This is a genomic window from Methylobacterium sp. NMS14P (assembly GCF_028583545.1).
Lineage (GTDB): Bacteria > Pseudomonadota > Alphaproteobacteria > Rhizobiales > Beijerinckiaceae > Methylobacterium.
The window spans coordinates 4,666,170-4,690,892 of the sequence record NZ_CP087106.1 but is presented as its reverse complement, the minus strand read 5'-3'; the positions used below and the strand labels follow the sequence as shown (position 1 = coordinate 4,690,892).

At 72.1% G+C, this 24,723-nt stretch carries 21 protein-coding genes; 9 read left to right on the top strand and 12 right to left on the bottom strand.

Features of this window, described 5'->3' with window-relative positions:
- Positions 1-5: 5 nt before the first annotated feature.
- From LOK46_RS22320 to bla, 5 genes are all read right to left on the bottom strand, one after another.
- Complete coding sequence (locus LOK46_RS22320; RefSeq protein WP_443192906.1) at positions 6-1,292, bottom strand: OprO/OprP family phosphate-selective porin; 1,287 nt, start codon at positions 1,290-1,292, stop codon at positions 6-8.
- A gap of 141 nt (positions 1,293-1,433) precedes the next feature.
- Complete coding sequence (gene panC / locus LOK46_RS22315) at positions 1,434-2,282, bottom strand: pantoate--beta-alanine ligase (protein ID WP_273560584.1); 849 nt, start codon at positions 2,280-2,282, stop codon at positions 1,434-1,436.
- Between the two features lie 97 nt (positions 2,283-2,379).
- Complete coding sequence (locus LOK46_RS22310; protein ID WP_273560583.1) at positions 2,380-2,736, bottom strand: hypothetical protein; 357 nt, start codon at positions 2,734-2,736, stop codon at positions 2,380-2,382.
- Between the two features lie 67 nt (positions 2,737-2,803).
- Positions 2,804-3,289 carry an aminoacyl-tRNA deacylase gene (locus LOK46_RS22305; RefSeq protein WP_273560582.1) on the bottom strand — a complete coding sequence of 162 codons (486 nt, stop codon included), beginning with the start codon at positions 3,287-3,289 and terminating at the stop codon, positions 2,804-2,806.
- A 26-nt stretch (positions 3,290-3,315) separates the two neighbouring features.
- Positions 3,316-4,191, bottom strand: coding sequence for a class A beta-lactamase (bla, locus tag LOK46_RS22300; RefSeq protein ID WP_273560581.1), 876 nt, complete (start codon positions 4,189-4,191; stop codon positions 3,316-3,318).
- Between the two features lie 122 nt (positions 4,192-4,313).
- Here bla and mnmE point away from each other — a divergent pair, with 122 nt between their 5' ends.
- The gene (gene mnmE / locus LOK46_RS22295; RefSeq protein ID WP_273560580.1) at positions 4,314-5,639 is read left to right on the top strand and encodes a tRNA uridine-5-carboxymethylaminomethyl(34) synthesis GTPase MnmE; all 1,326 of its coding nucleotides are present in this window, start codon (positions 4,314-4,316) and stop codon (positions 5,637-5,639) included.
- Between the two features lie 49 nt (positions 5,640-5,688).
- On the opposite strand, the gene LOK46_RS22290 is transcribed toward mnmE, so the two are convergent.
- Positions 5,689-6,168 (bottom strand): hypothetical protein, encoded by a 480-nt coding sequence (locus LOK46_RS22290; protein WP_273560579.1) that lies wholly within the window; start codon positions 6,166-6,168, stop codon positions 5,689-5,691.
- A 197-nt stretch (positions 6,169-6,365) separates the two neighbouring features.
- Positions 6,366-7,988 carry an ABC-F family ATP-binding cassette domain-containing protein gene (locus LOK46_RS22285; RefSeq protein WP_273560578.1) on the bottom strand — a complete coding sequence of 541 codons (1,623 nt, stop codon included), beginning with the start codon at positions 7,986-7,988 and terminating at the stop codon, positions 6,366-6,368.
- 196 nt (positions 7,989-8,184) lie between these two features.
- On the opposite strand from LOK46_RS22285, the gene LOK46_RS22280 reads away from it, so the two are divergent.
- Positions 8,185-8,445 (top strand): hypothetical protein, encoded by a 261-nt coding sequence (locus LOK46_RS22280; RefSeq protein ID WP_020094308.1) that lies wholly within the window; start codon positions 8,185-8,187, stop codon positions 8,443-8,445.
- A 148-nt stretch (positions 8,446-8,593) separates the two neighbouring features.
- Here the strand turns inward: LOK46_RS22280 and ypfJ are convergent, their stop codons facing one another.
- A complete protein-coding gene (ypfJ, locus tag LOK46_RS22275; RefSeq protein ID WP_273560577.1) occupies positions 8,594-9,505 on the bottom strand; it encodes a KPN_02809 family neutral zinc metallopeptidase in 912 nt (303 codons plus the stop codon).
- 143 nt (positions 9,506-9,648) lie between these two features.
- Positions 9,649-10,539, bottom strand: a complete 891-nt coding sequence (locus LOK46_RS22270; protein ID WP_273560576.1) for a uracil-DNA glycosylase — start codon at positions 10,537-10,539, stop codon at positions 9,649-9,651.
- A gap of 331 nt (positions 10,540-10,870) precedes the next feature.
- Here LOK46_RS22270 and LOK46_RS22265 point away from each other — a divergent pair, with 331 nt between their 5' ends.
- From LOK46_RS22265 to LOK46_RS22250, 4 genes are all read left to right on the top strand, one after another.
- Positions 10,871-12,544: an electron transfer flavoprotein-ubiquinone oxidoreductase gene (locus LOK46_RS22265; protein ID WP_273560575.1), complete on the top strand. Its 1,674-nt coding sequence runs from the start codon at positions 10,871-10,873 to the stop codon at positions 12,542-12,544.
- 278 nt (positions 12,545-12,822) lie between these two features.
- The gene (locus tag LOK46_RS22260) at positions 12,823-14,691 is read left to right on the top strand and encodes a tetratricopeptide repeat protein (RefSeq protein ID WP_273560574.1); all 1,869 of its coding nucleotides are present in this window, start codon (positions 12,823-12,825) and stop codon (positions 14,689-14,691) included.
- 190 nt (positions 14,692-14,881) lie between these two features.
- Positions 14,882-15,841, top strand: a complete 960-nt coding sequence (locus LOK46_RS22255) for an OmpA family protein (protein ID WP_273560573.1) — start codon at positions 14,882-14,884, stop codon at positions 15,839-15,841.
- Between the two features lie 262 nt (positions 15,842-16,103).
- Positions 16,104-17,777, top strand: a complete 1,674-nt coding sequence (locus LOK46_RS22250; RefSeq protein WP_273560572.1) for a formate--tetrahydrofolate ligase — start codon at positions 16,104-16,106, stop codon at positions 17,775-17,777.
- A 163-nt stretch (positions 17,778-17,940) separates the two neighbouring features.
- On the opposite strand, the gene LOK46_RS22245 is transcribed toward LOK46_RS22250, so the two are convergent.
- Positions 17,941-19,308: an 8-oxoguanine deaminase gene (locus tag LOK46_RS22245; RefSeq protein WP_273560571.1), complete on the bottom strand. Its 1,368-nt coding sequence runs from the start codon at positions 19,306-19,308 to the stop codon at positions 17,941-17,943.
- Positions 19,309-19,534: 226 nt separating this feature from the next.
- Between LOK46_RS22245 and LOK46_RS22240 the strand changes: the two genes are divergently transcribed.
- Together LOK46_RS22240 and LOK46_RS22235 are read left to right on the top strand one after the other, a co-directional pair.
- A complete protein-coding gene (locus LOK46_RS22240; protein ID WP_273564670.1) occupies positions 19,535-20,062 on the top strand; it encodes a MarR family winged helix-turn-helix transcriptional regulator in 528 nt (175 codons plus the stop codon).
- Positions 20,059-20,766, top strand: coding sequence for a response regulator (locus tag LOK46_RS22235; protein ID WP_273560570.1), 708 nt, complete (start codon positions 20,059-20,061; stop codon positions 20,764-20,766). The genes LOK46_RS22240 and LOK46_RS22235 overlap by 4 nt, the downstream gene beginning before the upstream one ends.
- A gap of 25 nt (positions 20,767-20,791) precedes the next feature.
- Here the strand turns inward: LOK46_RS22235 and LOK46_RS22230 are convergent, their stop codons facing one another.
- Positions 20,792-21,028 carry a hypothetical protein gene (locus LOK46_RS22230; protein WP_273560569.1) on the bottom strand — a complete coding sequence of 79 codons (237 nt, stop codon included), beginning with the start codon at positions 21,026-21,028 and terminating at the stop codon, positions 20,792-20,794.
- Between the two features lie 101 nt (positions 21,029-21,129).
- Positions 21,130-21,954: a 2-keto-4-pentenoate hydratase gene (locus LOK46_RS22225; protein WP_273560568.1), complete on the bottom strand. Its 825-nt coding sequence runs from the start codon at positions 21,952-21,954 to the stop codon at positions 21,130-21,132.
- Between the two features lie 409 nt (positions 21,955-22,363).
- Here LOK46_RS22225 and LOK46_RS22220 point away from each other — a divergent pair, with 409 nt between their 5' ends.
- Positions 22,364-24,721: a TonB-dependent siderophore receptor gene (locus LOK46_RS22220; RefSeq protein WP_273560567.1), complete on the top strand. Its 2,358-nt coding sequence runs from the start codon at positions 22,364-22,366 to the stop codon at positions 24,719-24,721.
- Positions 24,722-24,723 lie beyond the last annotated feature (2 nt).

The window sequence follows — 24,723 nt, the reverse complement described above, 5'->3', positions numbered from 1 at the left end:
GCGCGTCACCAGTAGATCTGCAGGCGCGCGATCACCGTGTCGACCGAGAACGGGCGGGTGCCCAGGGTGTCGGACTGGGCCTCACCCGGCCGCACGCGCCCGTGGACGACGTTCCCGATCAGCCGCAGGTTGGGTTCGGGATACCAGCTCAGGCCGAGGGTCACGTCCCGCTCCATGCCCCCGCGGAACCCGCGGGCGTCCAGGTCGACGGCGCTGTAGCGCGCCGCCAGCTCGAACACGCCGATCCCGCCCCGGGACAGGCGCTGCGCCTCCGGAACCGTCACGCCCCTGAAGACCGCGTAGGTGGTGCCGCTCTGCGGCGTGAGCGCGTAGGCGCGGCCCTCGCCGTTGAGCACCAGGGCCGCCTCGACGTAGCCCCCCTGGAAGTCGAGCCCGGTGCCGGGCTGGCCGGGACCGCGGAACGGCTGCAGCTCGGCCCGGATGTACTCGGCCTGCAGCAGGAACGGACCCCGGCGATAGGCCAGCTCGGCGCCGAGGCGCGACACGCTGGCGGCGTCGGGGAGGTCGCCGGTATCCACCAGGGGGCGCTGGAACAGGAAGGCGCCGGCGGGGCTGGAGAAGCTGAAGGCACCGTCCGACCGGGACCGGCTGCGGAAGACCCCGGCGAGTCCGAGATGCAGGGTCTCGTCCCCTTTCATGATCGGCGCGACGGTGGCGCGGGCCGCCACCGCGACGCCGTCGCCGTCGATGCCGCTGCTGGCCGCGTTGCCGAACACGCCGGCCACCGCGGTCCAGACCGCCCCGTGATGGCCGGCCGCGAAGCCGAACCGGCGCTCCGGCACGAGGGCGTTGGCCACCGAGCGCTCGACGAACAGCGTGTCGTTGTTGCTCTGCAGCCATTCCAGGCTGAAGGGCTCCTTCATGTTGCCGAGGGTCAGGATCGTGTCCGGCAGCCCCTTCCAGGCGACCAGCGCGTCGTTGATCGGCAGCATCGGGTCGGCGAAATCGTACTGGAAGGCGATCACCCAGTCGCGGCCGATCGTGAGCGTCGGCTCGATCCAGGCCCGGCGCACGGCGACGCTGTCGGGGAAGGCCTCGGGCAGGTCCGGCCGGCCGAAGCCCGCCGCACCGCCGTCGATGTGCAGCCGGCCGCCGATCTGGAGCTTCACGTCGGGCTCGGGGAAGGCGAGGGTCAGACCCTTCGCGTCGTAGCGCAGGCGTTCGCCGTAGGGGCCGGCCATCCCCTCGAACGCGTCCTCACCGGCGCCGGCGGGGCCCGCCAGGGCGAGGGACACGGCCAGGACGGCCGGTGCGGTGCGCGTTCCGATCACGCGACCAGCAGAGATCAGGTCGGTCAAGCGGCGCCAATCACCTGGTGCAGTGAATCCCGGAAATCCGGGCGTCGTGGCCCGGCGGCCACGATTGCCGGTGGTCGGACCGGCTTCGGCCCTGCCCGGGCCGGCGCGGCCGGCCTAGACGGCGCGGTTGTCGATCAGCCGGGTCCGCCCCAGGAAGGCCGCGGCGATCACGCGGGCCGGGCCGTCCACCCGCTCCACCGGCACCAGGGTCCGGGCGTCGCAGACCGCGAGATACTGGACGCGGAACCCCGCCGCCTCCAGCGCCGCCCGCCCGGCGGCGATCCGGCCGGCCACGGGGGTGCCGTTGCGGGACGCGGACGCGATCTCGGACAGGACGGCCTGGAGTTTCGGGGCGACGGCGCGCTCCTCGGCCGAGAGGTAGCGGTTGCGCGACGACAGCGCGAGGCCGTCGGGCTCGCGCACGGTCGGCACGCCGCGGATCTCCGCCGCGAGGTCGAGATCCGCCGCCACCTGCTGGAGCACGCGGAGCTGCTGGAAATCCTTCTCGCCGAACAGGGCGACGTCCGGGCGGACCTGGTTGAGGAGCTTGGTCACCACCGTGGCGACGCCGGCGAAATGGCCGGGCCGGAACGGACCGCACAGGCCCTCGGTCAGGCCGGCGACCTCGATCCGGGTGGCGAAGCCCGGCGGGTACATGGTCTCGACGCCGGGCGTCCAGGCGGCGTCCGCGCCGGCCCGCGCCAGCAGGGCCAGATCCGCGTCCAGGTCGCGGGGATAGCGGGCGAAATCCTCGTTCGGGCCGAACTGGGTCGGGTTGACGAAGATGCTGGCGACGGTCCGGCGGCCGATCCGCCGCGCCTCGGCCACGAGGGCGAGGTGCCCGTCGTGCAGGGCCCCCATGGTCGGGATCAGGACGACGCGCTCGCCCGCCGCGCGCCACGCGGCCACGCATCCGCGCAGGGCTGCGAGATCGCGGAAGGACTGGAAGGTCGACTCGGACACGGCACGGGCTCCGGGGGAGGGCAGGGCCGGTCTAGAGCATGATGCGGGGCGGTGGAATCCGGCAGTCCGGTCACGAGCCGCGCCGCCTCGGTCGGCCTCAGGGGCAGTAGGGCAGGAGGGAGCGCCCGAAGGGATCGTCCACGCCGAGCGGCGGCGTGAAGCCGTAGTAGCTCGGATGCCCGAGGCCGTACTCCGACCCGACATAGCTCGGATCGTCCGGGGCGTTGGTGGGCACCGGCACCCGCCGGGGCGTGCAGCCCACCGGCACGGGACGGGACCGGACGGCGTAGACCGGCCGACGGTCGAGGCCGTCGTTGCGCGGGAAGAAGCGGGGGCTGCCGCCCGCGCCCGTCTCGCCGCCGCCGCGATAGTCGAGGTCGGCCGCGCGGCCCGGTCCGGCGAGCAGCAGGACGAATCCGAGCGCCGTCACCGCCCTGCGCGTCGTCGCCCGCATGCCGCCTCCATCTCAGCCGGAAGGCGGCACCGTGCGACGGCAGGGTAAACGGACGCTTACCGCGGGATCACGCGAGCGGCACGACGAGGGCCTTCAGGGCGCCGACGAGATCGCCCTCGGTCAGCCGGATCTGCAGGCCCCGGCCGCCGCCGTTGACGTGGATCTCGGCCGCCGGGTCGGTCAGGGATCCGGCGTCGATCGCGGTCGGGACGGGGCGCTTCTGCCCCAGGGGGCTGATCCCGCCGACGTGGTAGCCGGTCAGCCGCTCGGCGTCGGCGGGCTTGAGCATGGACGCGGCCTTGCCCGAGAAGGCGGCGGCGACCCGTTTCATCGACACCTCCCTGTCGGAGGCCACGAGCAGGCAGACCGTTCGTCCGTCCACCGACGCCATCAGGGTCTTGAGGACGCGTCCCGGGTCCACCCCGAGCGCCTCCGCGGCCTGCAGGCCGATGCGCGGCGCGTCGGGATCGTACGCGTAGACGTGGAGGCTGTGCCGGATACCGGCCTTGTCGAGGGCGAGCGTCGCGCGCGTCGTCTTGGTGGGCGTCTTCATGGTGGGTGTCTGCCTGGCTCGTCCGGTCAGGTCGAATGGGCGCGCGCGGCGATGAGGCGGCCGATCTCCGCGTAGGCCGCCGCGCAGGTCTCGGGGGAGGCCGTCGATTCCGTGACGTAGACCGCCACGAGGATCGGCGCGCGCCCCGGCGGCCGCAGGATCGCCACGTCGTTGACGGTGCCGTTGTCGCCGCTCCCGGTCTTGTCGCCCACGCTCCAGTCGGGCGGCAGGCCGGCCCTCAGGCGGTTGCGACCGGTCTCGCAGGCGACCATCCAGGCCTCCAGCCGGCCGCGCGAGGCCGGCGACAGGACGGTGCCGAGGAGGATCCGGCCCAGGGTCGCCCGCATGGCGTCCGGCGTGGTCGTGTCGCGCGGGTCGCCGGGCAGCGCGGTGTTGAGGGTCGGCTCGGTCCGGTCGAGGCGGGTGACGGGATCGCCGGTGGTCCGCAGCCACGCGGTCAGCGCCGCGGGGCCGCCGAGATCCGCCAGGAGCAGGTTGGCGGCCGCGTTGTCGCTCCAGACCAGCGTGGCCGCGCACAGGTCCGCGACGCTCATCCGTCCGCTCCCGGCGCCGGCCTCCAGCGCCTTCCGGGTCACTGGCGCGTAGCTCAGGAGGTCGCTGGGACCGTAGGCGACGATCCGGTCGAGGGTCTCGCGGCCGGCATCGACCCGCGCCAGCACCGCCGCCACCGCCAGAACCTTGAAGGTGCTGCACATCGGGAAGCGCGCGTCGGCGCGATAGGCGGCGAGGACGCGGTCCCCCGCGGCGGCGATTCCGAGGCGGCCGCCCAGCCGGTGCTCGATGGCGGCCCAGTCCGGCTCCGCCTCCTCGGCGCGCGCGGGGAGGGCGAGGGGCGCGGTGAGCAGGCCGAGGCCGACGGCGCGGCGGGTCCAGACGATCATGGGGCATCCCCGTTCGAGATCGCGGCGGCGCTTCAGGGCGCGGCACCGCGACACCGGGATGGTATAGGGCGGCCGCGCGTGTTTCACGTGAAACTCCGCCCCTCGCGCGGCCCTGGGGGACCATGAAAGACAGCGACACACTCTTCGCGCCGGCCAGCGGCTTCGGCCGGGCCGCCGTCGCGGTGATCCGCATCAGCGGCCCGGCCGCGGGCGACGTGCTCGTCGCCCTCGGCGGGCGCCTGCCGGCCCCGCGCCGGCTGTCGCTGCGGAGCCTCAGGGATCCGCGCGACGGCACCGAGCTCGACCGGGCGCTGGTGGCGTGGTTTCCCGGACCGGACACCTACAGCGGCGAGGATATGGGCGAGCTGCACCTGCACGGTGGCGCGGCCGTGCGGATGCGCGTCCTCGCGACCCTGGCCCGCCTCCCCGGGTGCCGGGCCGCCGAGCCGGGAGCGTTCACGCGGCGGGCCGTGCTCAACGGCCGGATGGATCTCGCCGAGGCGGAGGCCGTCGCCGACCTGATCGACGCCGAGACCGAGGGGCAGCGTCGGCAGGCCCTGCGCCAGCTCGACGGCGCGCTCAGCCGGCAGGTGGCCGCGTGGCGCGCGGAGGCGATCGACTGCCTCGCCGCCGCCGAGGCCGCGCTGGACTTCGCCGACGAGGGGGACGTGGACGATGCCGGGCTCGACGCGGCGCTGTTCGACCGCGCCGCGCGCCTGCGGGACGCGGTCGCCGCGACGCTGCGCGACGGCCACCGCGGCGAGCGCCTGCGCGAAGGGTTCACGGTGGTGCTGGCGGGTGCCCCCAACAGCGGGAAATCGACCCTGCTGAACGCCCTCAGCCAGAGGGACGTGGCCATCGTGTCGGACAGTCCGGGGACGACCCGCGACGCCATCGAGGTCCGGCTCGACCTCGGCGGCCTGCCGGTCCTCCTGGTCGACACGGCCGGGCTCCGCGAGACCGCGGAGCCGATCGAGGCGCAGGGCATCGTGCGGACCCGGGCGCGGATCGACACGGCCGATCTGGTGATCGCCCTCGTACCGCCCGGCGGAGCGGTGCCGGATCTCGGGCCGGCGCGCGACCGGATCCTGACCGTCCGCACGAAGGCCGATCTTTTTGCCGGCTCAGAACCGGAGGGCGACCCGGCTGACGTGACGGTCTCGGCCCATACCGGCGCCGGCATGAGCGCCCTGCTCGACGCGATCCAGGCCGCGGCCGAGGACGGTGTCGGCACCGGCGACGCGCTGATCACCCGCGCCCGGCACAGGGCCGCGCTCGAGGCCTGCGTGGCGCATCTCGACCGGCTTTCCGGGAGCGTCGGCGGCCTCCCGGAGCTCGCCGCCGAGGATCTGCGGCTCGCGGTGCGGGCACTGGGTGCGGTCGCGGGCCACGTCGGCGTCGAGGACGTCCTCGACCGGCTGTTCAGCGGGTTCTGCATCGGGAAATAGATTTATAGCCGGCAACTCATTAGGCCGAAGCCGGGCCTGCGCGGCGGCGCTACCGGGGGATCCGCAGGATCCGCGGCCGCCAGATCCCGAGCGCGACGTTCGCGGTCGCGACCGCCAGCAGGACCCAGAGGGTGCCGCGCTCTCCGGTCAGCGAGACGGCCAGCACCGCGGGATCGACGAGGCCCGCCAGCGCGCGGGCGCTCTGCTCCGCCTCCTGCTTCATCGGGCCCTGGACGTAGACCAGGCCGCCCTCGAACATCAGGACCCCGGTGGCGAGCTTCAGCCACGCCCATCCGGCATTGAGGAAGGCGCGGTTCAGCGCCATCGCCAGCAGGCCCGACATCAGCGTCACCGCCAGGGCGGGCAGGAAGATCCAGGTGGCGACGGCGCCCATCGCGCCGCGCGTCGCCGCGTAGCCCGCCAGGGCGGACGGCGCGGGCGAGAGGCCCAGCATGACGACCAGGGACGCCATGGCCCCCAGCAGCCCCGCGGACCCCATCGTGTGGAGGAATTTCAGCAGGCGTCGCACGGCGTCTCACCCGGGCCGTTTCGGCGCAGCCTAGCGCGGGGCGCCGGGGGGCGATAGCGGTGCGCCGGTCGCAGGGCTCTCGGCCGAAACGCTCCGCCGCCCTCGCGAGCGCGGCGACGCGATCCAGTTGCGCCACGCTTCCCGAGGGCGCGCTGCCCTGGGTCGCTTCGCGGCGCTCGCGAGGACGGAGCGGACCGTCAGCTCCGCAGGCCGGGCGCCTCCTGGCCGGTGCGGGCCACGTACTCGGTGTAGCCGCCGCCGTACTGGTGGATCCCCTCCGGCGTGACCTCGAGGACGCGGTTCGAGAGGGCGGCCAGGAAGTGCCGGTCGTGGGACACGAACAGCATCGTCCCCTCGTAATTGGCCAGCGCCTCGATCAGCATCTCCTTGGTGCCCATGTCGAGGTGGTTGGTCGGCTCGTCGAGCACCAGGAAGTTCGGCGGGTCGTAGAGCATCAGCGCCATGACCAGCCGGGCCTTCTCGCCGCCCGAGAGCACCCGGCAGCGCTTCTCGACGTCGTCGCCCGAGAAGCCGAAGCAGCCGGCCAGCGCCCGCAGCGACCCCTGGCCGGCCTGCGGGAACGCATCCTCCAGGGTCTGGAACACGGTGCGGTCGCCGTCGAGCAGGTCCATGGCGTGCTGGGCGAAGTAGCCGAGCTTCACGCTGCCGCCGACCGTGACAGAGCCGTCGTCCGGCGCGGTGGTGCCGGTGACGAGCTTCAGGAGCGTCGACTTGCCGGCGCCGTTGATGCCCATCACGCACCAGCGCTCCTTGCGCCGCACCGAGAAGTCGAGCCCCTCGTAGATCGTGCGGGTGCCGTAGCGCTTGTTCACGCCCTTGAGCATCACGACGTCGTCGCCCGAGCGCGGCGCCGGCTGGAACTCGAAGGCCACCGATTGCCGCCGCCGGGGCGGCTCGACGCGCTCGATCTTGTCGAGCTTCTTCACCCGGCTCTGCACCTGGGCGGCGTGGGAGGCCCGGGCCTTGAAGCGCTCGATGAAGGCGATCTCTTTCGCCAGCATCGCCTGCTGGCGCTCGAACTGGGCCTGCTGCTGCGCCTCGTTGAGCTTCCGCTGGCCCTCGTAGAAGGCGTAGTCGCCCGAGTAGGTGGTGAGCGCGCCGGCGTCGATCTCGATGACCTTGGTGACGATGCGGTTCATGAACTCGCGGTCGTGCGAGGTCATCAGCAGGGCGCCGTCGTAGGCCTTGAGGAACGATTCGAGCCAGATCAGGCTCTCGATGTCGAGGTGGTTCGACGGCTCGTCGAGGAGCATCACGTCCGGGCGCATCAGCAGAATGCGGGCGAGCGCGACGCGCATCTTCCAGCCGCCCGACAGGGCGCCGACGTCGCCGTCCATCATCTCCTGGCTGAAGCTCAGGCCGTCGAGCACCTCGCGGGCCCGGCCCTCCAGGGCGTAGCCGTCGAGCTCCTCGAACCGGGCCTGGACCTCGCCGTAGCGCTCGACCAGGGCGTCCATCTCGTCGGCGCGGTCGGGGTCCGCGAGCGCCGCGCCGAGCTCGGCGAGCTCGGCCGCGACCGCGCTCACCGGGCCGGCGCCGTCCATCGTCTCGGTGACGACGCTGCGCCCGGACATCTCGCCGACATCCTGGCTGAAGTAGCCGATGGTGATGCCCCGGTCGGCGGCGACCTGCCCCTCGTCGGGCTGCTCCTGGCCGATGATCATCCGGAACAGGGTGGTCTTGCCGGCCCCGTTCGGGCCGACCAGGCCGACCTTCTCGCCCCGCTGGAGGGCGGCCGAGGCCTCGATGAAGACGAGCTGCCGCCCGTTCTGCTTGGTGATCTTGTCCAGGCGTATCATGGCGGCGGGCGCTGTCCGGGAGGTCGCTGTCCGGAAGGTGTCCGGGAGGTGTCCCGGCCGCTTACGGCATCGGCCGACGCGGCGCAAAGGCAGGGTGCCGCAGTGCGGGATAACGCTTGCGTCCGGCGCAGGCCTGGGCGCATCCCGGGACCCAGGATGAGGCTCGGCCGTTGCCCTGGGCAACATGAGGATCGCGATGCTGTTCGGTTGGTGGATGACGGGCATGGACATGGCCATGCTGGGGCTGGAGGCGCAGGGCGTCATCGCGCAGCGCATGGCGATGTTCGCCCTCGGCGGCCCCGCGGCCCAGGCCGAGGCGCAGCTCATGGTGACCGAGAAGATGCTGGCCGCCGGCGAGGCGGCGCTCATGCTCGCCGCGGGCGCCTCGAACGGCAAGGTGATCCGCAGCTACCGGCGGAAGGTCCAGGCCAACGCCCGGCGGCTGAGCCGGGGGTGAGGCCCGTGCCCGCCGGGTCTCGGCACGCCGGCATCGCGAGCGCAGCGAAGCGATCCGGCGGCGCCGCAGCCGCCGATGCCGCGCTACCCCGGGGTCGCTTCGCTGCGCTCGCGATGACGGGGTCGGCTCCTGAAGCCGAGGCCCGTCCTCAGTTGTTCGCCGTCCGGAACGTGTCGCAGGACTTGGTCTGGCCGCTCTTGTAGCCGGCCATGAACCAGCGCTGGCGCTGGGCCGAGGAGCCGTGGGTGAAGGAATCCGGCACCACGTAGCCCCGCGAGCGCTGCTGGAGCGCGTCGTCGCCGATCTGCGCGGCGGCGTTCAGCGCCTCGTCGATGTCGCCCTTGTCGAGCTCGGCGTACTTGTCGTTGGAGTTCTTGGCCCAGACGCCGGCGAGGCAGTCGGCCATCAGCTCGATCCGCACCGAGAGGGCGTTCGCCTCGGTCTTGCTGGAGGCCTGCTGCTGGCGCTGCTGGACCTTGCCGAGGATGCCGAGCACGTCCTGGACGTGGTGGCCGACCTCGTGGGCGATCACGTACGCGTAGGCGAAGTCGCCCTTCACGCCGAACTTCGAGGCCATCTCCTTGAAGAAGCCCGTGTCGAGATAGACCTTCTTGTCCAGCGGGCAGTAGAACGGGCCCATCGCGGCCTGGGCCGAGCCGCAGCCGGAGCGCGTGCCGCCGGTGTAGAGCACCAGCGTCGTCGGGGTGTACTGCTTGCCGGTCTGCTGCGGCAGGATCTGGCTCCACACGTCCTCGGTGTTGCCGAGGATCTTCGAGGCGAACCGGCCGCTCTCGTCGGTGGGCGCCTGGCGCCGCTTGGCCTGGGTCTGCGGGTCGGCCTGCTGCTCCTGCTGGCCGCGGCCGCCGCCGATCTGCTGGGCGCCGCCGATCAGGATCGCCGGGTTGATGCCCGTGAAGTAGCTGATGATCAGCAGCACCACGATGGTGCCGATGCCGAGCCCGCCGGCGCCGCCGCCGGGAAAGCCCATGCCGCCCCCGCCGCCGCCTTCACCGCGCCGATCCTCGACGTTGTCCGAGCTGCGTAGATCTTCCCAGCGCATGGTTGGGTCCCGCCATCGATGCTGCGCCGGCCGCCTCGGGCGGGCCGGATTTGGCTGTGCGTCGTCGTGTCCGGCCGCCGGAGCACCGGCAGCGGGAACGAAGCTCTAATGGCGGGAGGGGAGAGCCGGTTCCGCCCGCGCGGTCAAGCTTTCCCGTCGAGGAGGGCGCGCAGGGACCGGAAATCCCGCCACGCGAGGCGCTTCTGGACCGGCTGGCGCAGCAGGAAGGCCGGGTGGAGGGTGGCGAGCAGCTTCACCTCGCGGTTCGGCAACTTGTACGGGAATAGCCGGCCGCGGGTTCGCAGGATGCCGTCCTTGGTGCCGGTCAGCGTCTGGGTCGCGGGCGCGCCGAGGCAGACGATGATGTCCGGGTCGACGAGCTCGATCTGGCGCTCCACGAACGGCCGGCACACCGCCACCTCCTGGGGCGTCGGGTTGCGGTTGCCCGGCGGCCGCCAGGGCACGATGTTGCCGATATAGGCGCTGGTCCGGTCGAGCCCGACCGCCTTCATCATCTTGTCGAGGAGCTGGCCCGAGCGGCCCATGAACGGCTTGCCGATCCGGTCCTCGTCGGCGCCGGGCGCCTCGCCGAGAAACATCACGCGCGCCTCGGGATTGCCGTCGGCGAAGACGAGGTTCTTGGCGGTGAAGCGCAGCGGGCAGGCGTCGAAATCCGCCAGGATCTTCTCCAGCTCGTCGAGACTCCCGGCCTGCCGCGCCCGGGCGCGGGCGTCGCTCGCGGCCTCGTCGGGCTGGGCGCTGGCGGCGCGGCCGAAGGTGCGCGGCGCCGCGGCCGGCGGGGCCGAGCCCGGGGGCGGCACGAGCGTGTTGGCGACCGGGCTGGCGGGCGGCTCGGCGGGCTGCGCGGTGCCCCGCGGGGCGGCCCGGCGCGGCGCGCGCAGGGTCGGTGCGGGCGCGTCCGCCTCGGTGAAGCGGTCGTGCGGGCGCTCGTCGAGCGCCGCGTCGGCTCCGGCCTCCACGTGGAAGTCGAGATAGGCGATCAGGTCGGCTTGCGCGTCGGTGGGGCTCGGCATCGGAGGTATCATGTGGGCGTGCCGGGTCCTGTGGACAACTCTCGAAACCTTCCGGGCGGGCAAGGCCTTGCGTGACGGAACAGCGCGGTGCCGAGGGGCGGGTACGGATCGTCCTACCCGCCCCCTCAGCCTGGAGTGCCGGAGCGCAGCCGAGGTCTCGGAGAAGGGAGGAGGCGGGATCACACCGACAGCCTCCCGTGCGGCAAAGGGAACTTTGCCATAACCCTGGGCGTCGGCAACTTGCCTTTCTAGCTTGGAATCGCTTGAGACGGCATCAGGAAGGCCGGCCCGGCGACGAACCGGGCGCCGGAACAAGAAAAGGAACCCGAGGATGGCGCTGCCCGAACGCGAGAGCATGGATTTCGACGTGGTCGTGGTGGGCGCCGGCCCGGCCGGCCTCGCCGCCGCGATCCGCCTGAAGCAGCGCGCCGCCGAGATCGGCGAGGAGATCTCGGTCGTCGTCGTCGAGAAGGGCTCGGAGGTCGGCGCCCACATCCTGTCGGGGGCGGTGATCGATCCGATCGGCTTGGATCGCCTGCTGCCCGAGTGGCGCACCGACCCGGAGCGCCCGCTCAAGACCGAGGTGCAGCGCGACGAGTTCATGATGCTCACCAAGAACAGCGGCATCACCCTGCCGAACGTGTTCTTCCCCAAGCTCATGTCGAACCACGGCAACTTCGTCGGCTCGCTGTCGAACACGTGCAAGTACCTGGGCGCCCAGGCCGAGGCGCTCGGCGTCGAGATCTACCCGGGCTTCCCGGCCTCCGAGGTGCTGTTCGACGACAGCGGCGCCGTGGCGGGCGTCGCCACGGGCGATCTCGGCATCGGCCGGTCCGGCGAGCCGCGCGAGGACTACACCCGCGGCATGGAGCTGCGCGCCAAGTACACGGTGTTCGGCGAGGGCGCCCGGGGCAACCTGACCAAGGGCCTGATCCAGCGCTTCGCGCTCAACCGGCACAGCGACCACTTCAAGTACGGGCTCGGCGTGAAGGAGCTCTGGCAGCTCGCGCCCGGCAAGTTCGAGCCCGGCCTCGTGCAGCACACGATGGGCTGGCCGCTGCCCAACAAGGCCGGCGGCGGTTCCTGGCTCTACCATTTCGACGACAACCTGCTGTCGGTCGGCTTCGTCACGCACCTGAACTACGAGAACCCGACCCTGTCGCCGTTCGAGGAGTTCCAGCGCTTCAAGACCCATCCGATGATCGCCGAGACCTTCGAGGGCGCCAAGCGCATCGGCTACGGCGCGCGGGCGATCATGGAGGGCGGCTGGCAGTCGGTGCCGAAGCTGGTCTTCCCCGGCGGCTGCCTGGTCGGCTGCTCGGCCGGCTTCGTGAACGTGCCGCGGATCAAGGGCTCGCACAACGCGATCCTGTCCGGCATGCAGGCGGCCGACGCCATCGCGGACGCCCTGAAGGCGGGCCGCGCCGGCGACGAGCTGACCGCCTACGAGGCCGGCTGGCGCGACAGCCCGATCGGGCAGGACCTGAAGGCGGTGCGCAACGTCAAGCCGCTCTGGTCCAAGTACGGCACGCTGGTCGGCGTCGGCCTGGGCGGGATCGACATGTGGGCGACCAGCATCCTCGGCGCCTCGCCGTTCGGGACGCTCTCGCACGGCAAGCCCGACCACGCCTGCCTCAAGCCGCTCTCGGAGGTGACGCCGATCGTCTACCCGAAGCCGGACGGCAAGCTGACTTTCGACCGGCTCTCCTCGGTCTACCTGTCGAACACCAACCACGAGGAGGACCAGCCGCCCCACCTGAAGGTCCGCGACCTGGAGCTGCAGAAGCGCTCCGAGCACGACGTCTACGGCGGGCCGTCGGGCCGCTACTGCCCGGCGGGCGTCTACGAGTGGGTAGAGGACGCCTCCGCCAGCGACGGCGTGCGCTACCAGATCAACGCGCAGAACTGCGTCCACTGCAAGACCTGCGACATCAAGGATCCGAACCAGAACATCGACTGGGTGACGCCGGAGGGGCCGGGCGGGCCGAACTACCCGAACATGTGAGGTCAGCCCTCGGCTGAGGAGCCGAGGTACCCGTCTTCGCGAGCGGAGCGAAGCGATCCAGCGGCGCCACGCTTGCCGCGGTCCCGCCGCCCTGGGTCGCTTCGCTGCGCTCGCGATGACGGGAAGGCGGACGACCCGGGCATCCGCCCCCGCGCCATCCTTTCGCCTTGCGGGGCTGGCGGGATGGGTTCAGTGTCCCCAACGTTTTTTCGGGGATGCCCCGCCATTCTCGCGCCCGGCCCTCTTGTGAGCCGGCGCCCAGGAGCCGCGATCGGTTCATGATGATGACACGCGCCCGCCGGAGCGTTTCGGCGCTCGCCCTGCTGCTCGCCGCCGGGCTTCCGCAGACCGTGCTCGCGGCGCAGCCGAAGGAATCGACCCCGGTGCTCGACTACGAGCCCGCGGACTCGCTCGAGGGCAACTTCCTCTCCGCCTACATCGCGGGCGCGTCGCGGGACACGGCGGCGGCGGCGACCTTCTACCGCGAGGCGGTGAAGGCCGACCCGCGCAACGCGGAACTCGTCGAGCGCGCCTTCATCTCGCTGCTCGCCGACGGCGCCCTGCCGGACGCGTTCCGCACCGCCGAGAAGCTGATCGCCCGCGATCCGACCAACGGCCTCGCCAACCTCTCCCTCGGGGTGCGCCAGATCAAGGCCGGCCAGTGGGCGGCCGCCCGCCAGAATTTCTCGAGGAGCGGCCGCGGGGCGGCGACCGATCTGACCGCCACGCTGCTGACCGCCTGGTCCTACGCGGGCGCGGGCGACAGTAAGAAGGCGCTGGAGACGGTCAACAAGCTCCGGGGCGAGCGCTACTACAACACCTTCCGGGACTACCATGCCGGCCTGATCGCGTCGGTGACCGGCGACAACGCCGAGGCCGAGCGCCGCCTCAAGGCCGCCTACGACGCCGACCACAACACCCTGCGCATCGTCGACGCCTACGCCCGGATGGAGGCCAGCCTCGGCCGCACCGACCTGGCGATCCAGGCCTATTCCGACTTCGACCAGCTCTCGCCGCGCCACCCGCTGGTGCGCGATGCCCTCGAGAAGCTGAAGGAGGGCAAGCCGCTCACGCGGCTGATCGGCACCGCCCAGGAGGGCGCCGCCGAGGTGCTGTACGGCCTCGGCTCGGCCGGCTCGACCCAGGGCGACGAGCTGCCCGCGGTGATCTACCTGCGGCTGGCGCTCTACCTCGCCCCCGACCACGCCCTCGCGCGGCTGACGCTCGCCGACACGCTGGACCGGATGAAGCAGCCCGAGCGCGCCAACGAGGCCTACGCGCAGATCCCGGCCAATTCCCCGCTCAAGCTCAACGCCGACATCCAGGTCGGCCTGAACCTGGAGCAGATGGGCAAGGGCGACGAGGCGCTGGCCCATCTCGACGCGGCGATGAAGGCCCACCCGGACGACATCGACGTCATCACGGCGCTGGGCAACGTCCAGCGCGCCCGCAAGAAGTACGAGGAGGCGGCGGCCACCTACACCCGCGCCATCGACCTGATCGGCGACCGGCCGCAATCCAACTACTGGACGACCTACTATTTCCGCGGCACCGCCTACGAGCGCGCCAAGCAGTGGCCGAAGGCCGAGGCCGACCTGAAGAAGGCCCTGTCGCTGGTGCCGGCCAACCAGCCCGCCGCCAAGGCGCAGGTGATGAACTACCTCGGCTATTCCTGGGTCGATCAGAACATCAACATCGACGAGGCGTTCAAGCTGCTGCAGCAGGCCGCGGACGCCAGCCCGCGGGACGGCATGATCGTCGACAGCCTCGGCTGGGCCTACTACCGCCTCGGCCGCTGGGACGACGCGGTGCGCGAGCTGGAGAAGGCGGTCGAGCTGAAGCCCGGCGATCCGACCATCAACGACCACCTCGGCGACGGCTACTGGCGCGCGGGCCGGCGCCTCGAGGGCAAGTTCCAGTGGCAGCACGCCAAGGACCTGAACCCCGAGCCGGACGACCTCACGCAGATCAACGCGAAGCTGAAGGACGGGCTGCCCGACATCGAGAAGCCCACCGCCACCGCCGAGACGGTGCCGGCCCCGGTCGCCGCCCCGCACAATCCCGACAACCCGGAACTCCCGAAGGGCGCGCCCCAGCCGCACGAGGCGCCGGGCTCCGCCGACAAGGCCAAGAAGTCGGGGGGCTAGGGCTCCCGCCCGGCCCCGGCCGCGCCGGGAGATCCGGCCGGGGCGCGTGTCGGCCTGACCAGGCTCCGGGCGCCCGCGTCGGTCCCCCGCGATCGCGCGCGCTGTTCCCGGAGGCCGTAGGTCGAGCGACCTAATTGCCTGCCGATCCGCGCCCGCTATCGTCGCGCCTCCGAAACGTCCGGAGTGCGTCGTGAGAGCGCTGAAGCCTGTCGGGATCCTGCTGGCCCTCGCCTGCGCGGCGTCGGGGATCGGGGCCGCGCCCGCGCGGGCGCAGGACCCGGCGGCCGCGCCGCCGGCCTTCGCGCCCGACGCCGTTCCCGTCTCTGAGGCGCCGCTCGGCCGCTTCCCCTACTTCGCGCTGCCCGACGGCTACCAGCCGCTGAACCCGCCCGAGACGCGGGAATTCGGGCATTTCCTGTTCTGGACCGGGACGGCGCTGCACGAGGTCGAGGGCAGGGTCTTCCTGTCCCTGATCGGTCCCCGGGACGGCAAGACCTTCTCCGCCTACGAGCTGAGGAAGAACGTCGAGGCCGTGCTGACCCAGGCCGGCGGCCGGAAGATCGCGGACGGCCAGATCCCCGCCTCCGTGACCGAGACGCTGCCGGAGGACATCCGGGTCGGCATGTACGAGGGTCTGGGCAACGTCTACGGCGCGCCGGCGCAGACCTGGGTGATCCGCCGGCCGGACCGGCAGATCTGGGTGCATTTCGTGCCCGACAGCAACGGCGCGGCCTGGACGATCCTCGAGACGCGGCCGTTCGTCCAGACCGCCGCCCTCCTGCCCGCCGAGCAGCTGAAGCAGGATCTCGACAGGACGGGTAAGGCGGTGATCCGGGTCAACTTCGCCACCGACAGGACCGAGATCCTGCCGGCCTCCGCCCCGCAGATCGACGCGGTGGCGGCCCTGCTGCGGACGGATCCCGGCCTGCGGCTCGCGATCAACGGCCACACGGACGGGACCGGGGCCGCCGCGCACAACCGGACCCTGTCCGACGGGCGCGCCAAGGCGGTCATGGCGAAGCTCGTCGCGGCCGGGATCGCCAGGGACCGGTTGAGGGCCCAGGGCTTCGGCGCCGCCAGCCCGGTCGCCGCCAACGACGGTGAGGCGGGGCGGGCGCAGAACCGGCGCGTCGAGCTGGTCAGGTTCTGAGCGGCGCGGGCGCGCGGCGGCTGCCCGGCGCTCGGCGTTGCGCAGCTGACTCGGGACCGCTCCGCGCCTGAGCAGGGGGCAGCGGACTCGACAAGAGTATTTTGTCCGCCAGCTCATAAAAATCGACGCGCATTTTCGCGGGCTTTGACGCACAGTGCGTGGCCGTTCGCGGGCGGCCAAGCCGCGGCCCGCACGGCAGGAGAGTCGCACGGCAAGAGCCGGCGGGCGGGCAGCGTGCCCGCGACCCAGGGAAGGAAGGCCCATGCCGTCAGACATCGAGATCGCCCGCGCCGCGACCCTGAAGCCGATCGCGCAGGTCGCCGAGAAGCTCGGCATCCCGGATGACGCGCTCCACAATTACGGCAAGCACATCGCCAAGATCGACCACGGCTACATCGCCGGGCTGGAGAGCCGGAAGCCCGGCAAGCTCGTGCTGGTCACCGCGATCTCCCCGACCCCGGCGGGCGAGGGCAAGACCACCACCACGGTGGGCCTGGGCGATGCCCTGAACCGCATCGGCGAGAAGACCATGATCTGCCTGCGCGAGCCCTCGCTCGGGCCGTGCTTCGGCATGAAGGGCGGCGCGGCCGGCGGCGGCAAGGCGCAGGTCGTGCCGATGGAGCAGATCAACCTGCACTTCACCGGCGACTTCCACGCCATCACGTCGGCCCACAGCCTCGCGGCCGCGCTGATCGACAACCACGTCTACTGGGCGAACGAGCTCAACATCGACGTCCGCCGCATCCACTGGCGCCGCGTCGTCGACATGAACGACCGGGCGCTGCGCCAGATCAACCAGTCGCTGGGCGGCGTCGCCAACGGCTTCCCCCGCGAGGACGGGTTCGACATCACGGTGGCGTCCGAGGTGATGGCGGTGTTCTGCCTCGCCAAGGACCTCGCCGACCTGGAGGAGCGCCTCGGCCGGATCGTCATCGCCGAGACCCGCGACCGCAAGCTCGTCACCCTCAAGGACGTCAAGGCGACCGGCGCCATGACGGTGCTGCTCAAGGACGCCCTGCAGCCGAACCTCGTGCAGACGCTCGAGGGCAACCCGGCGCTGATCCACGGCGGCCCCTTCGCCAACATCGCCCACGGCTGCAACTCGGTGATCGCCACCCGGGCCGGCCTGCGGCTCGCCGACTACACGGTGACGGAGGCCGGCTTCGGCGCCGATCTCGGCGCCGAGAAGTTTTTGGACATCAAGTGCCGGCAGGCGGGCCTGACCCCCTCGGCCGTGGTGGTGGTGGCGACGATCCGCGCCCTCAAGATGCACGGCGGCGTCGACAAGAAGAACCTCGGGGCCGAGAACATCGACGCCCTGGAGAAGGGCTTCGCGAACCTCGCCCGGCACGTGACCAACCTGCGCGGCTTCGGCCTGCCGGTGGTGGTCGGCGTCAACCACTTCCACGCCGACACCGACGCCGAGCACGCCAAGCTCAAGGAGTTGTGCCGCGAGCGGCTCGACGTGGAGGCGATCACCTGCCGCCACTGGGCGGAGGGCGGCGCCGGCGCCGAGGAACTGGCCCGCGCGGTGGTCAAGCTCAGCCAGGCCGAGCCGGCGCCGATCCGGCACGCCTACGAGACCGAGAGCCGCCTCACCGACAAGATCCGGGCGATCGCCACCAAGCTGTACGGCGCCGCCGACATCCAGATCGAGACCAAGGCCGCCGGCAAGCTCGCCACCTTCGAGAAGGACGGCTACGGCCACCTGCCGATCTGCATGGCCAAGACCCAGTACTCGTTCTCCACCGACCCGACCCTGATGGGCGCCCCCGAGGGCCACATCGTCGGCGTGCGCGACGTCCGGCTCTCGGCCGGCGCGGGCTTCGTGGTGGCGATCTGCGGGGAGATCATGACCATGCCGGGCCTGCCCCGGGTGCCCGCCGCCGACACGATCCGGCTCGACGCCAACGGGCAGATCGACGGGCTGTTCTGAGGAACGCGCACGGGGCTCGCCCACGGGCGAGCCCCGCGCCTCGTCATCGCGAGCGCAGCGAAGCGACCCAGGGACACACCGCGTCCGGAGATCGCGCGCTGCCCTGGGTCGCTTCGCTTCGCTGCGCTCGCGATGACGGAGCGGGTCGGATCATGGGCCGCCCCTACGCGTCCCCGAACAAGTCCACCGCCAGCCGGGAATGCGCCTCGCGCAGCATCCCGGTATCGACCCCGAGCGGCTGCCCGTCGATCACCCGCCAGCGCCCCGCCACCATCACCCGGTCGGCCCGGGTGGCGCCGCACAGGACCAGGGCCGCCAGCGGGTCGTGGGCGCCGGAGAAGCGCAGCTCGTCCAGGGTGAACAGGGCGAGGTCGGCCTCGCGGCCCGGCGCGATCTGCCCGATATCGGAGCGGCCGAGGCAGGCGGCCGAGCCCTCGGTCGCCCAGCGCAGGGCGTCCAGGTGCGTCACGGCCTCCGCCCCGTAGCTGAGCCGGTTGATCAGCAGGGCGTGGCGCACGCCCTCCATCAGGTTCGAGCTGTCGTTCGAGGCCGAGCCGTCGACGCCGAGGCCGATGGGCGCGCCCGCCGCCTCCAGCTCGCAGGTGCGGCAGCGCCCAGAGGCCAGGGTCATGTTCGAGGTCGGGCAGTGGCAGACGCCGACGCCCGCGGCGCCCAGCCGCGCGACCTCGGCGTCGGTGAAGTGGATGCCGTGGGCGAGCCAGACCCGGTCGCTCAGCCAGCCGACCGCCTCGAGGTACTCCACCGGGCGGCAGCCGAACGTCGCCCGGCAATAGGCCTCCTCGTCCCGCGTCTCGCCGAGATGGGTGTGCAGCCGGCAGCCGCGCCGGGCGGCGAGCTCCGCACTCGCGCGCATCAGGCGCTCGGTCACCGAGAACGGCGAGCAGGGCGCGAGGGCGATCTGCACCATCGCGCCGGGGGCGGGGTCGTGGAACAGGTCCAGCACCCGCTCGCAGTCCGAGAGGATCGCGTCGTCGTCCTGGGTCAGGTCCGCGGGCGACAGGCCGCCCTCCCGGTCGGACAGGCTCAGGGAGCCGCGGCTGAGCGCGGCCCGGATCCCGAGGTCGCGGGCCTCGGCGACCTGGATGTCCATCGACGCTTCCAGGCCCTTCGGGAACAGGTAGTGGTGGTCGCCCGCCGTGGTGCAGCCCGAGAGCAGCAGCTCGGTGAAGGCGACCCGCGTGGCGAGCCGGAACGCCTCCGGGGTGATCCGCCCCCAGACCGTGTAGAGCGCCTCCAGCCAGGGGAAGAGCGGCTTGTTGAGCGCCAGCGGATGGGCGCGGGTCAGCGTCTGGAAGGCGTGGTGGTGGGTGTTGATCAGCCCCGGGATGACCACGTGGCGCGACGCGTCGAAGGTCGCGTCCACGGGGCCGGCGGGCCGCGCGCCCGCCGGCACGCACTCGACGATCCGGGTGCCGGCCACGACGAGCCCGCCGCCGGCGCCCTCGGCCAGGACGGCGCGCGGATCGCGGATCCAGAGGCGCCCCGGTCCCGGTTCCCCTGCCTCGGCCATGCGCGTCCGCTCCCGTCGCCCGAGGGGCCTGCGTAGCGGAGGCGTCGGGCCGGCGGCAATCCCGCGTGATCCCGCGTCGCCGTGCTTGAGGATCCGCGTCGGTCGGCGCCCCGGCCGGCCCGGCCAGGGTTGACGGGCCCGGGCCGCCTTGAGAAACGTCATGGGGACTGACCTATCACCCGTTGGGAGCGGCCGCGCCGTGACACGGACAGCCCCGCGCGAGGAGATGTTCGCGCCGAAACCCGTCCCGGGCGCCGCGCCGGCCGCCCTCGGCAGCGACGACCTGATCGAGCTCCTGTTCTTCGCCTACCGGGATTTCGTCGGCGATCCGGACCGGATCCTGGCCGCCTACGGATTCGGCCGCGCCCACCACCGGGTGCTGCACTTCGTCGACCGGTACCCGGGCCTGACCATCGCCGAGCTCCTCGATATCCTGCGCATCACCAAGCAGAGCCTGAACCGGGTGCTCAAGGACCTGATCGGGCAGGGCTACGTCGCGCAGAAGCCCGGTTCCAGCGACCGGCGCCAGCGCCTCCTGTACTGCACCGAGGCCGGTGCCGGCCTCGCGGCCGACCTGACGCGGGTCCAGGCCCGGCGCCTCGCCCGGGCGCTCGCGGCACCGGATGCCCGGGGCTCCCCGGAGGACTTCCTGATGGCGATGATCGAGCCGGAGGACCGGCCGGCGGTCCAGCGCCTGATGGCGCGGCGCGGGGGCGGGGCCGAGGGGCGCGTCGGCGCGGAGGAGCCCGCGTGAGCCACGCTGCCCGGTCCGACCTGCCCGACGAGGCCCCTCACGTCCTCGTGGTCGACGACGACCGTCGCCTGCGCGAGCTGCTCGCCCGCTACCTCACCGACCAGGGCTTCCGGGTCACCGCGGCGGCGAGCGCCGCGGAGGCGCGGGCCCGGGCCCAGAGCGTCGTGTTCGACGCCATGGTGCTCGACGTGATGATGCCCGGCGAGAACGGCTTCGACTACGCCCGCAGCGTGCGCGAGACCTCCCGGGTGCCGATCCTGATGCTCACGGCCCGCTCCAACCCGAACGACCGGGTGATGGGGCTGGAGATCGGCGCGGACGACTACCTGCCGAAGCCGTTCGAGCCGCGGGAGCTGACGCTGCGGCTCAACAACATCATCAAGCGCAGCGCGCGGCCCCGCGCGCCGTCCGCCGAGGCGGTGACCTTCGGGCCGTTCGCGTTCCGGATCGACCGGGGCGAGCTGCGCCGGGACGACGAGCTGATCCGCATCACCGAGCGCGAGCGCGAGATCCTGACGATCCTGGCGTCGGCGGGCGGCGCCAATGTCGAGCGCGAGCAGCTCGCCGGGCCGGGCGGCGCCGCGGCGGAGCGCACCGTCGACGTGCAGATCAACCGCCTGCGCCGCAAGACCGAGGTCGATCCCGCCAACCCGGTCTTCCTGCAGACCGTGCGGGGCGTCGGCTACCGGCTGGCGGTCGATTGAGCCGCGCGGGCCGGCACCGGGCGGCTCAGACCACCCGCGGCGCGTCGGGCTTCAGCTTGAGCGCCTTGGCGATCCGGGTGGACAGGCTGCCCACGATGGCGAGGCTGGCCGACGAACCGGCGAGGGCGCGGACGGCCTCCAGCGCCTCCTCGGCGCTGGGCTTCATCACCGCGTAGACCGTGGCGCCGGGCGTTGCGCCCCCGCCCTCCGCGGTGACGGAGACGAGGAAGGTCGTGTGGCGTCGCCGCAGGCGTCCAGGCATGGTCCAGCATTTGGCATGTCGGCTAACCATCACCAATGCCCGAGTCCCGGAGCCGGCCGGGAAACGGCACGATCCCGGCACGAGAACGCGTGCCGGGTCTCTCAGCTCAGGGCAAGGTCGATGCCGGGAAGCCGCAGCCCGTCGAGCCGCGTGCGCCAGAGCTGACCGGGGGCGACGGGAAGCGCGTCCGTCAGCGTGCCGGTGGTGACGACAGCCCCGGCCGCGAGCGGCGGGGCCGCCGGATCCTTAGCCAGCACATCGACGAGGTGCGAGAGAGCGGCGAGCGGCCCCGTCCCGAGCACGCAGCGGCCGCCGCCGCGGTCGGCGACGACCCCGTCCCGCAGCAGGTCGACGGTGAAGCCCGCGAGGTCGTCGATCCAGGCCGATCGCGCGTCCGGGGAGATCCGCACCCGTTCGCCCACCACCAGCAGCCCGTGCAGGCCGAAGGCCGCGACGGTGTCGGGCGCGGCGAAGCGCCAGCCGGGATAGAGCGACTGCACGATCTCGAAGCCGCTCGCCGCCCAGTCGAGGCAGGCGATCAGCGCCGCGGCATCCATGCCGGGCTCCGGCGCGCGCGCCAGCCCGAACACGATCTCCGGCTCGATCCGCGGCTCGACGAAGGCGGCGAGCGGGACCGGCCCCGACAGCGCGGCCCGGTCGCGCAGGGTCGTGTCGTAGACGTGCCCCCAGATCGGCGCCCGGACGCCGTAGCGCTCCCACAGGGTCGTGTTGGTGAAGCCGATCTTGTAGCCGACGGGTCGCTCGCCGCGCGCGGCGCGCAGGGCCCGGACCGCCTCGGCGACCCGGTAGGCCGCCGGCAGGTCGAGGGCCGGATCCCAGTCGGTCAGCGGCGCGATCGGGCGACGATGCTCGTGCGCGGCCAGGATCGTGCGGGCATGGGCCGCGGCGGAGATCGGCTGGGTCATCGGCGAACGGTGTGAGGGCCGACGGGGTGACATCCGCGCCGGGCCGCGTCGATCGCGGCGCCGTCGATCTTACGCAGGGTCCTCATCGCCGGGAACGCGCGATTTGTCCCCGCGCCGCCGGCCGCCGGGACTGTCCGACCCGTCGCGGCCGAGGACGGCGCCCCCGCGGCGGCGCCCCCGCCCGATCGTCCCGGGCGTTCCGGACCGGGACGGCGGCGCCGTACGGAAGGAAGGGGTCGTCGGTCAGCCGGGATCCGGGCTCCCGGTCCGGCCGCATATTTTCATTAGATCAATACCAAAATACGTTTCTCGCAGATGTGTCGTCAGGGGCACATACTGCTCACGGATCCGTGATAGCTGGACATCGGCGCCAATCTTCGCCCAGTAGTTCTTGTTTAGAGTCGGTGTAATGTCGAGATCTGTTGAGGGGCGGACCGCGTCGCGCGCGTTCGATCATGCGGAGAAGCTGCTCCGGATCGGGTTTGTATCGTCGACATCTATACTCGCGCTCGGGACGGCCGCGCTCGCGCAGCCCGCGCCCGTCCAGCCGGCGCCCGCCACGGAGATCGAGCTGTCCGAACTCAGCGTGATGGGCGAGGGGCGCGGGCGCAGCCTGAACAGCGATCTGTACGGGCGCGGCGGAGCGACCGGGCCGGTGCCCGGCTACGTCGCCAGCCGCAGCACGGTCGGCACGAAGACCGACACGCCCATCCTGGAGACGGCCCAGTCGGTCTCGGTCATCGGGCGCCAGCAGATCGAGGACCAGAACGCCCTGACCATCAACCAGGCGCTGCGCTTCACCCCGAGCGTCACCACCGAGCAGCGGGGCGGCGCCGGCTCGACGCGCCTGGAGCAGTTCTACATCCGCGGCTTCACCGCGCCGATCTTCCTCGACAACATGGCGCTGCCGGGGAACCGCGACGCCTTCCCCAGCGTCGATCCCTACCGCCTGGAGCGGGTCGACATCATCAAGGGGCCGGCCTCGGTCCTCTACGGGCAGTCCGGTCCGGGCGGCCTCGTCAACCTCGTCTCGAAGGTCCCGCAATTCGTCCGCCACGGCGAGATCTTCGTCCAGGGCGGCGGCTTCAGCGAGGTCCGCGGCGGTTTCGACGTCGGCGGCCCGATCGCGTCCGACATCCCGGGGCTCGCCGATCAGTTCGCCTACCGGGTCATCGGCCTCGGCTGGAACGGCGACGGGCCGGCCGTGACCACGAAGGTCGAGCGCGCCTTCATCAACCCGAGCCTCACGTGGCGGCCCTCCGCCGACACCTCGCTCACGATCATCGCCAACTACCAGCGCGACCCGTTCTCGGGCTTCTACGGCGGCTTCCCGGCCGTCGGCACGGTGTTCCCGCGCAACTTCGGCAACGGCGTCTTCGGCCGGCTGCCGGTGAACTTCTACGACGGCGACCGCAACATCGAGCGCTCCGACCGCACCCAGGCCTCCGTCGAGTACCTGTTCGACCACCGGATCACCGAGAACCTGCGCTTCCACTCGGCGGGTCGCTACCTGCGCTCGAACGGTGACTACCGCAGCGTGTTCACGACCTTCGGCGACGTCAACGGCCCGTACACGAGCGGCCCGATCATCGGCCGCTCGGTCGGCGGCACTCAGGTCGACATCGAAGCCTACACGATGGACAACAACTTCATCGCCAATTTCGACACCGGCCCGATCGCCCACACGGCGCTGCTCGGCGTCGACCACCGGACCTTCAGCACGCGGTCGGTCACCGGCCCGTTCCCGGCAACCACGAGCCTGAACGCCCTCGCCCCCGACCACGACCTGCCGATCCGGTTCCCCGCCTTCACGTCGACCTCGCGGATCGACGCGCAGCAGACCGGCGTGTACTTCCAGGATCAGGCGAAGTTCGACCGCTTCATCCTGACGCTCGGCGGCCGCTACGACACCGCCCGGCAGACCGGCCCGACCCGCACCTTCGCGCCGAACGGGCTGACCATCCAGGACGTGCCGGCCGAGGCCTTCACCGGCCGCGCCAGCCTGCTCTACCTGTTCGACAGCGGCGTCGCCCCGTACGTCTCCTACAGCGAGGCGTTCGAGCCGATCGTCAACGGGCGGATCTTCGACACGGCGTTCGGCTCGGCCGGGCGCATCCCCGTCCCGATCGCCAGCAACCAGTACGAGGCCGGCATCAAGTACCAGCCCCCCGGCACCGACATCCTGCTGACCACCGCGTTCTTCGACATCCGCCGCTCGAACGCGACCACCACCGACCCGGTCAATCCCGGCTTCGTCGTGCAGACCGGCGAGGTCGGCGTGCAGGGCGTCGAGTTCGAGGCGCGGGCCACCCTCGCCGAGGGCCTCAGCCTGATCGGCGGCTTCTCGCTCCTCGACATCCGCAACGTCCGCGACACCGGCTTCACCACGAACGACCTCACCCGCCGGCAGGTGCCGCTCCAGGGCTTGCGGCCGGTGCTGGTGCCGGACACGACCGCTTCCCTGTTCGTCGACTACCGCTTCACCGATGGCCCGCTGCTCGGCCTCGGCCTCGGCGGCGGCGTGCGCTATCTCGGTCCATCCTGGGGCGATCCCGCCAACACCTTCAAGGTCCCCGAGAGCGTGCTGCTCGACGCCGTCGCCTCCTACGACATGAAGCATCTCGACCCGCGACTGACGGGGCTCACGGCCCAGATCAACGTGCAGAACCTGCTCGACGAGCGCTACGTGACCGGCTGCTTCACCTATTCGGGCTGCTACTACGGCCTGCCGCGCACGGTCTACGCGACCCTGCGCTACCGCTGGTGAGG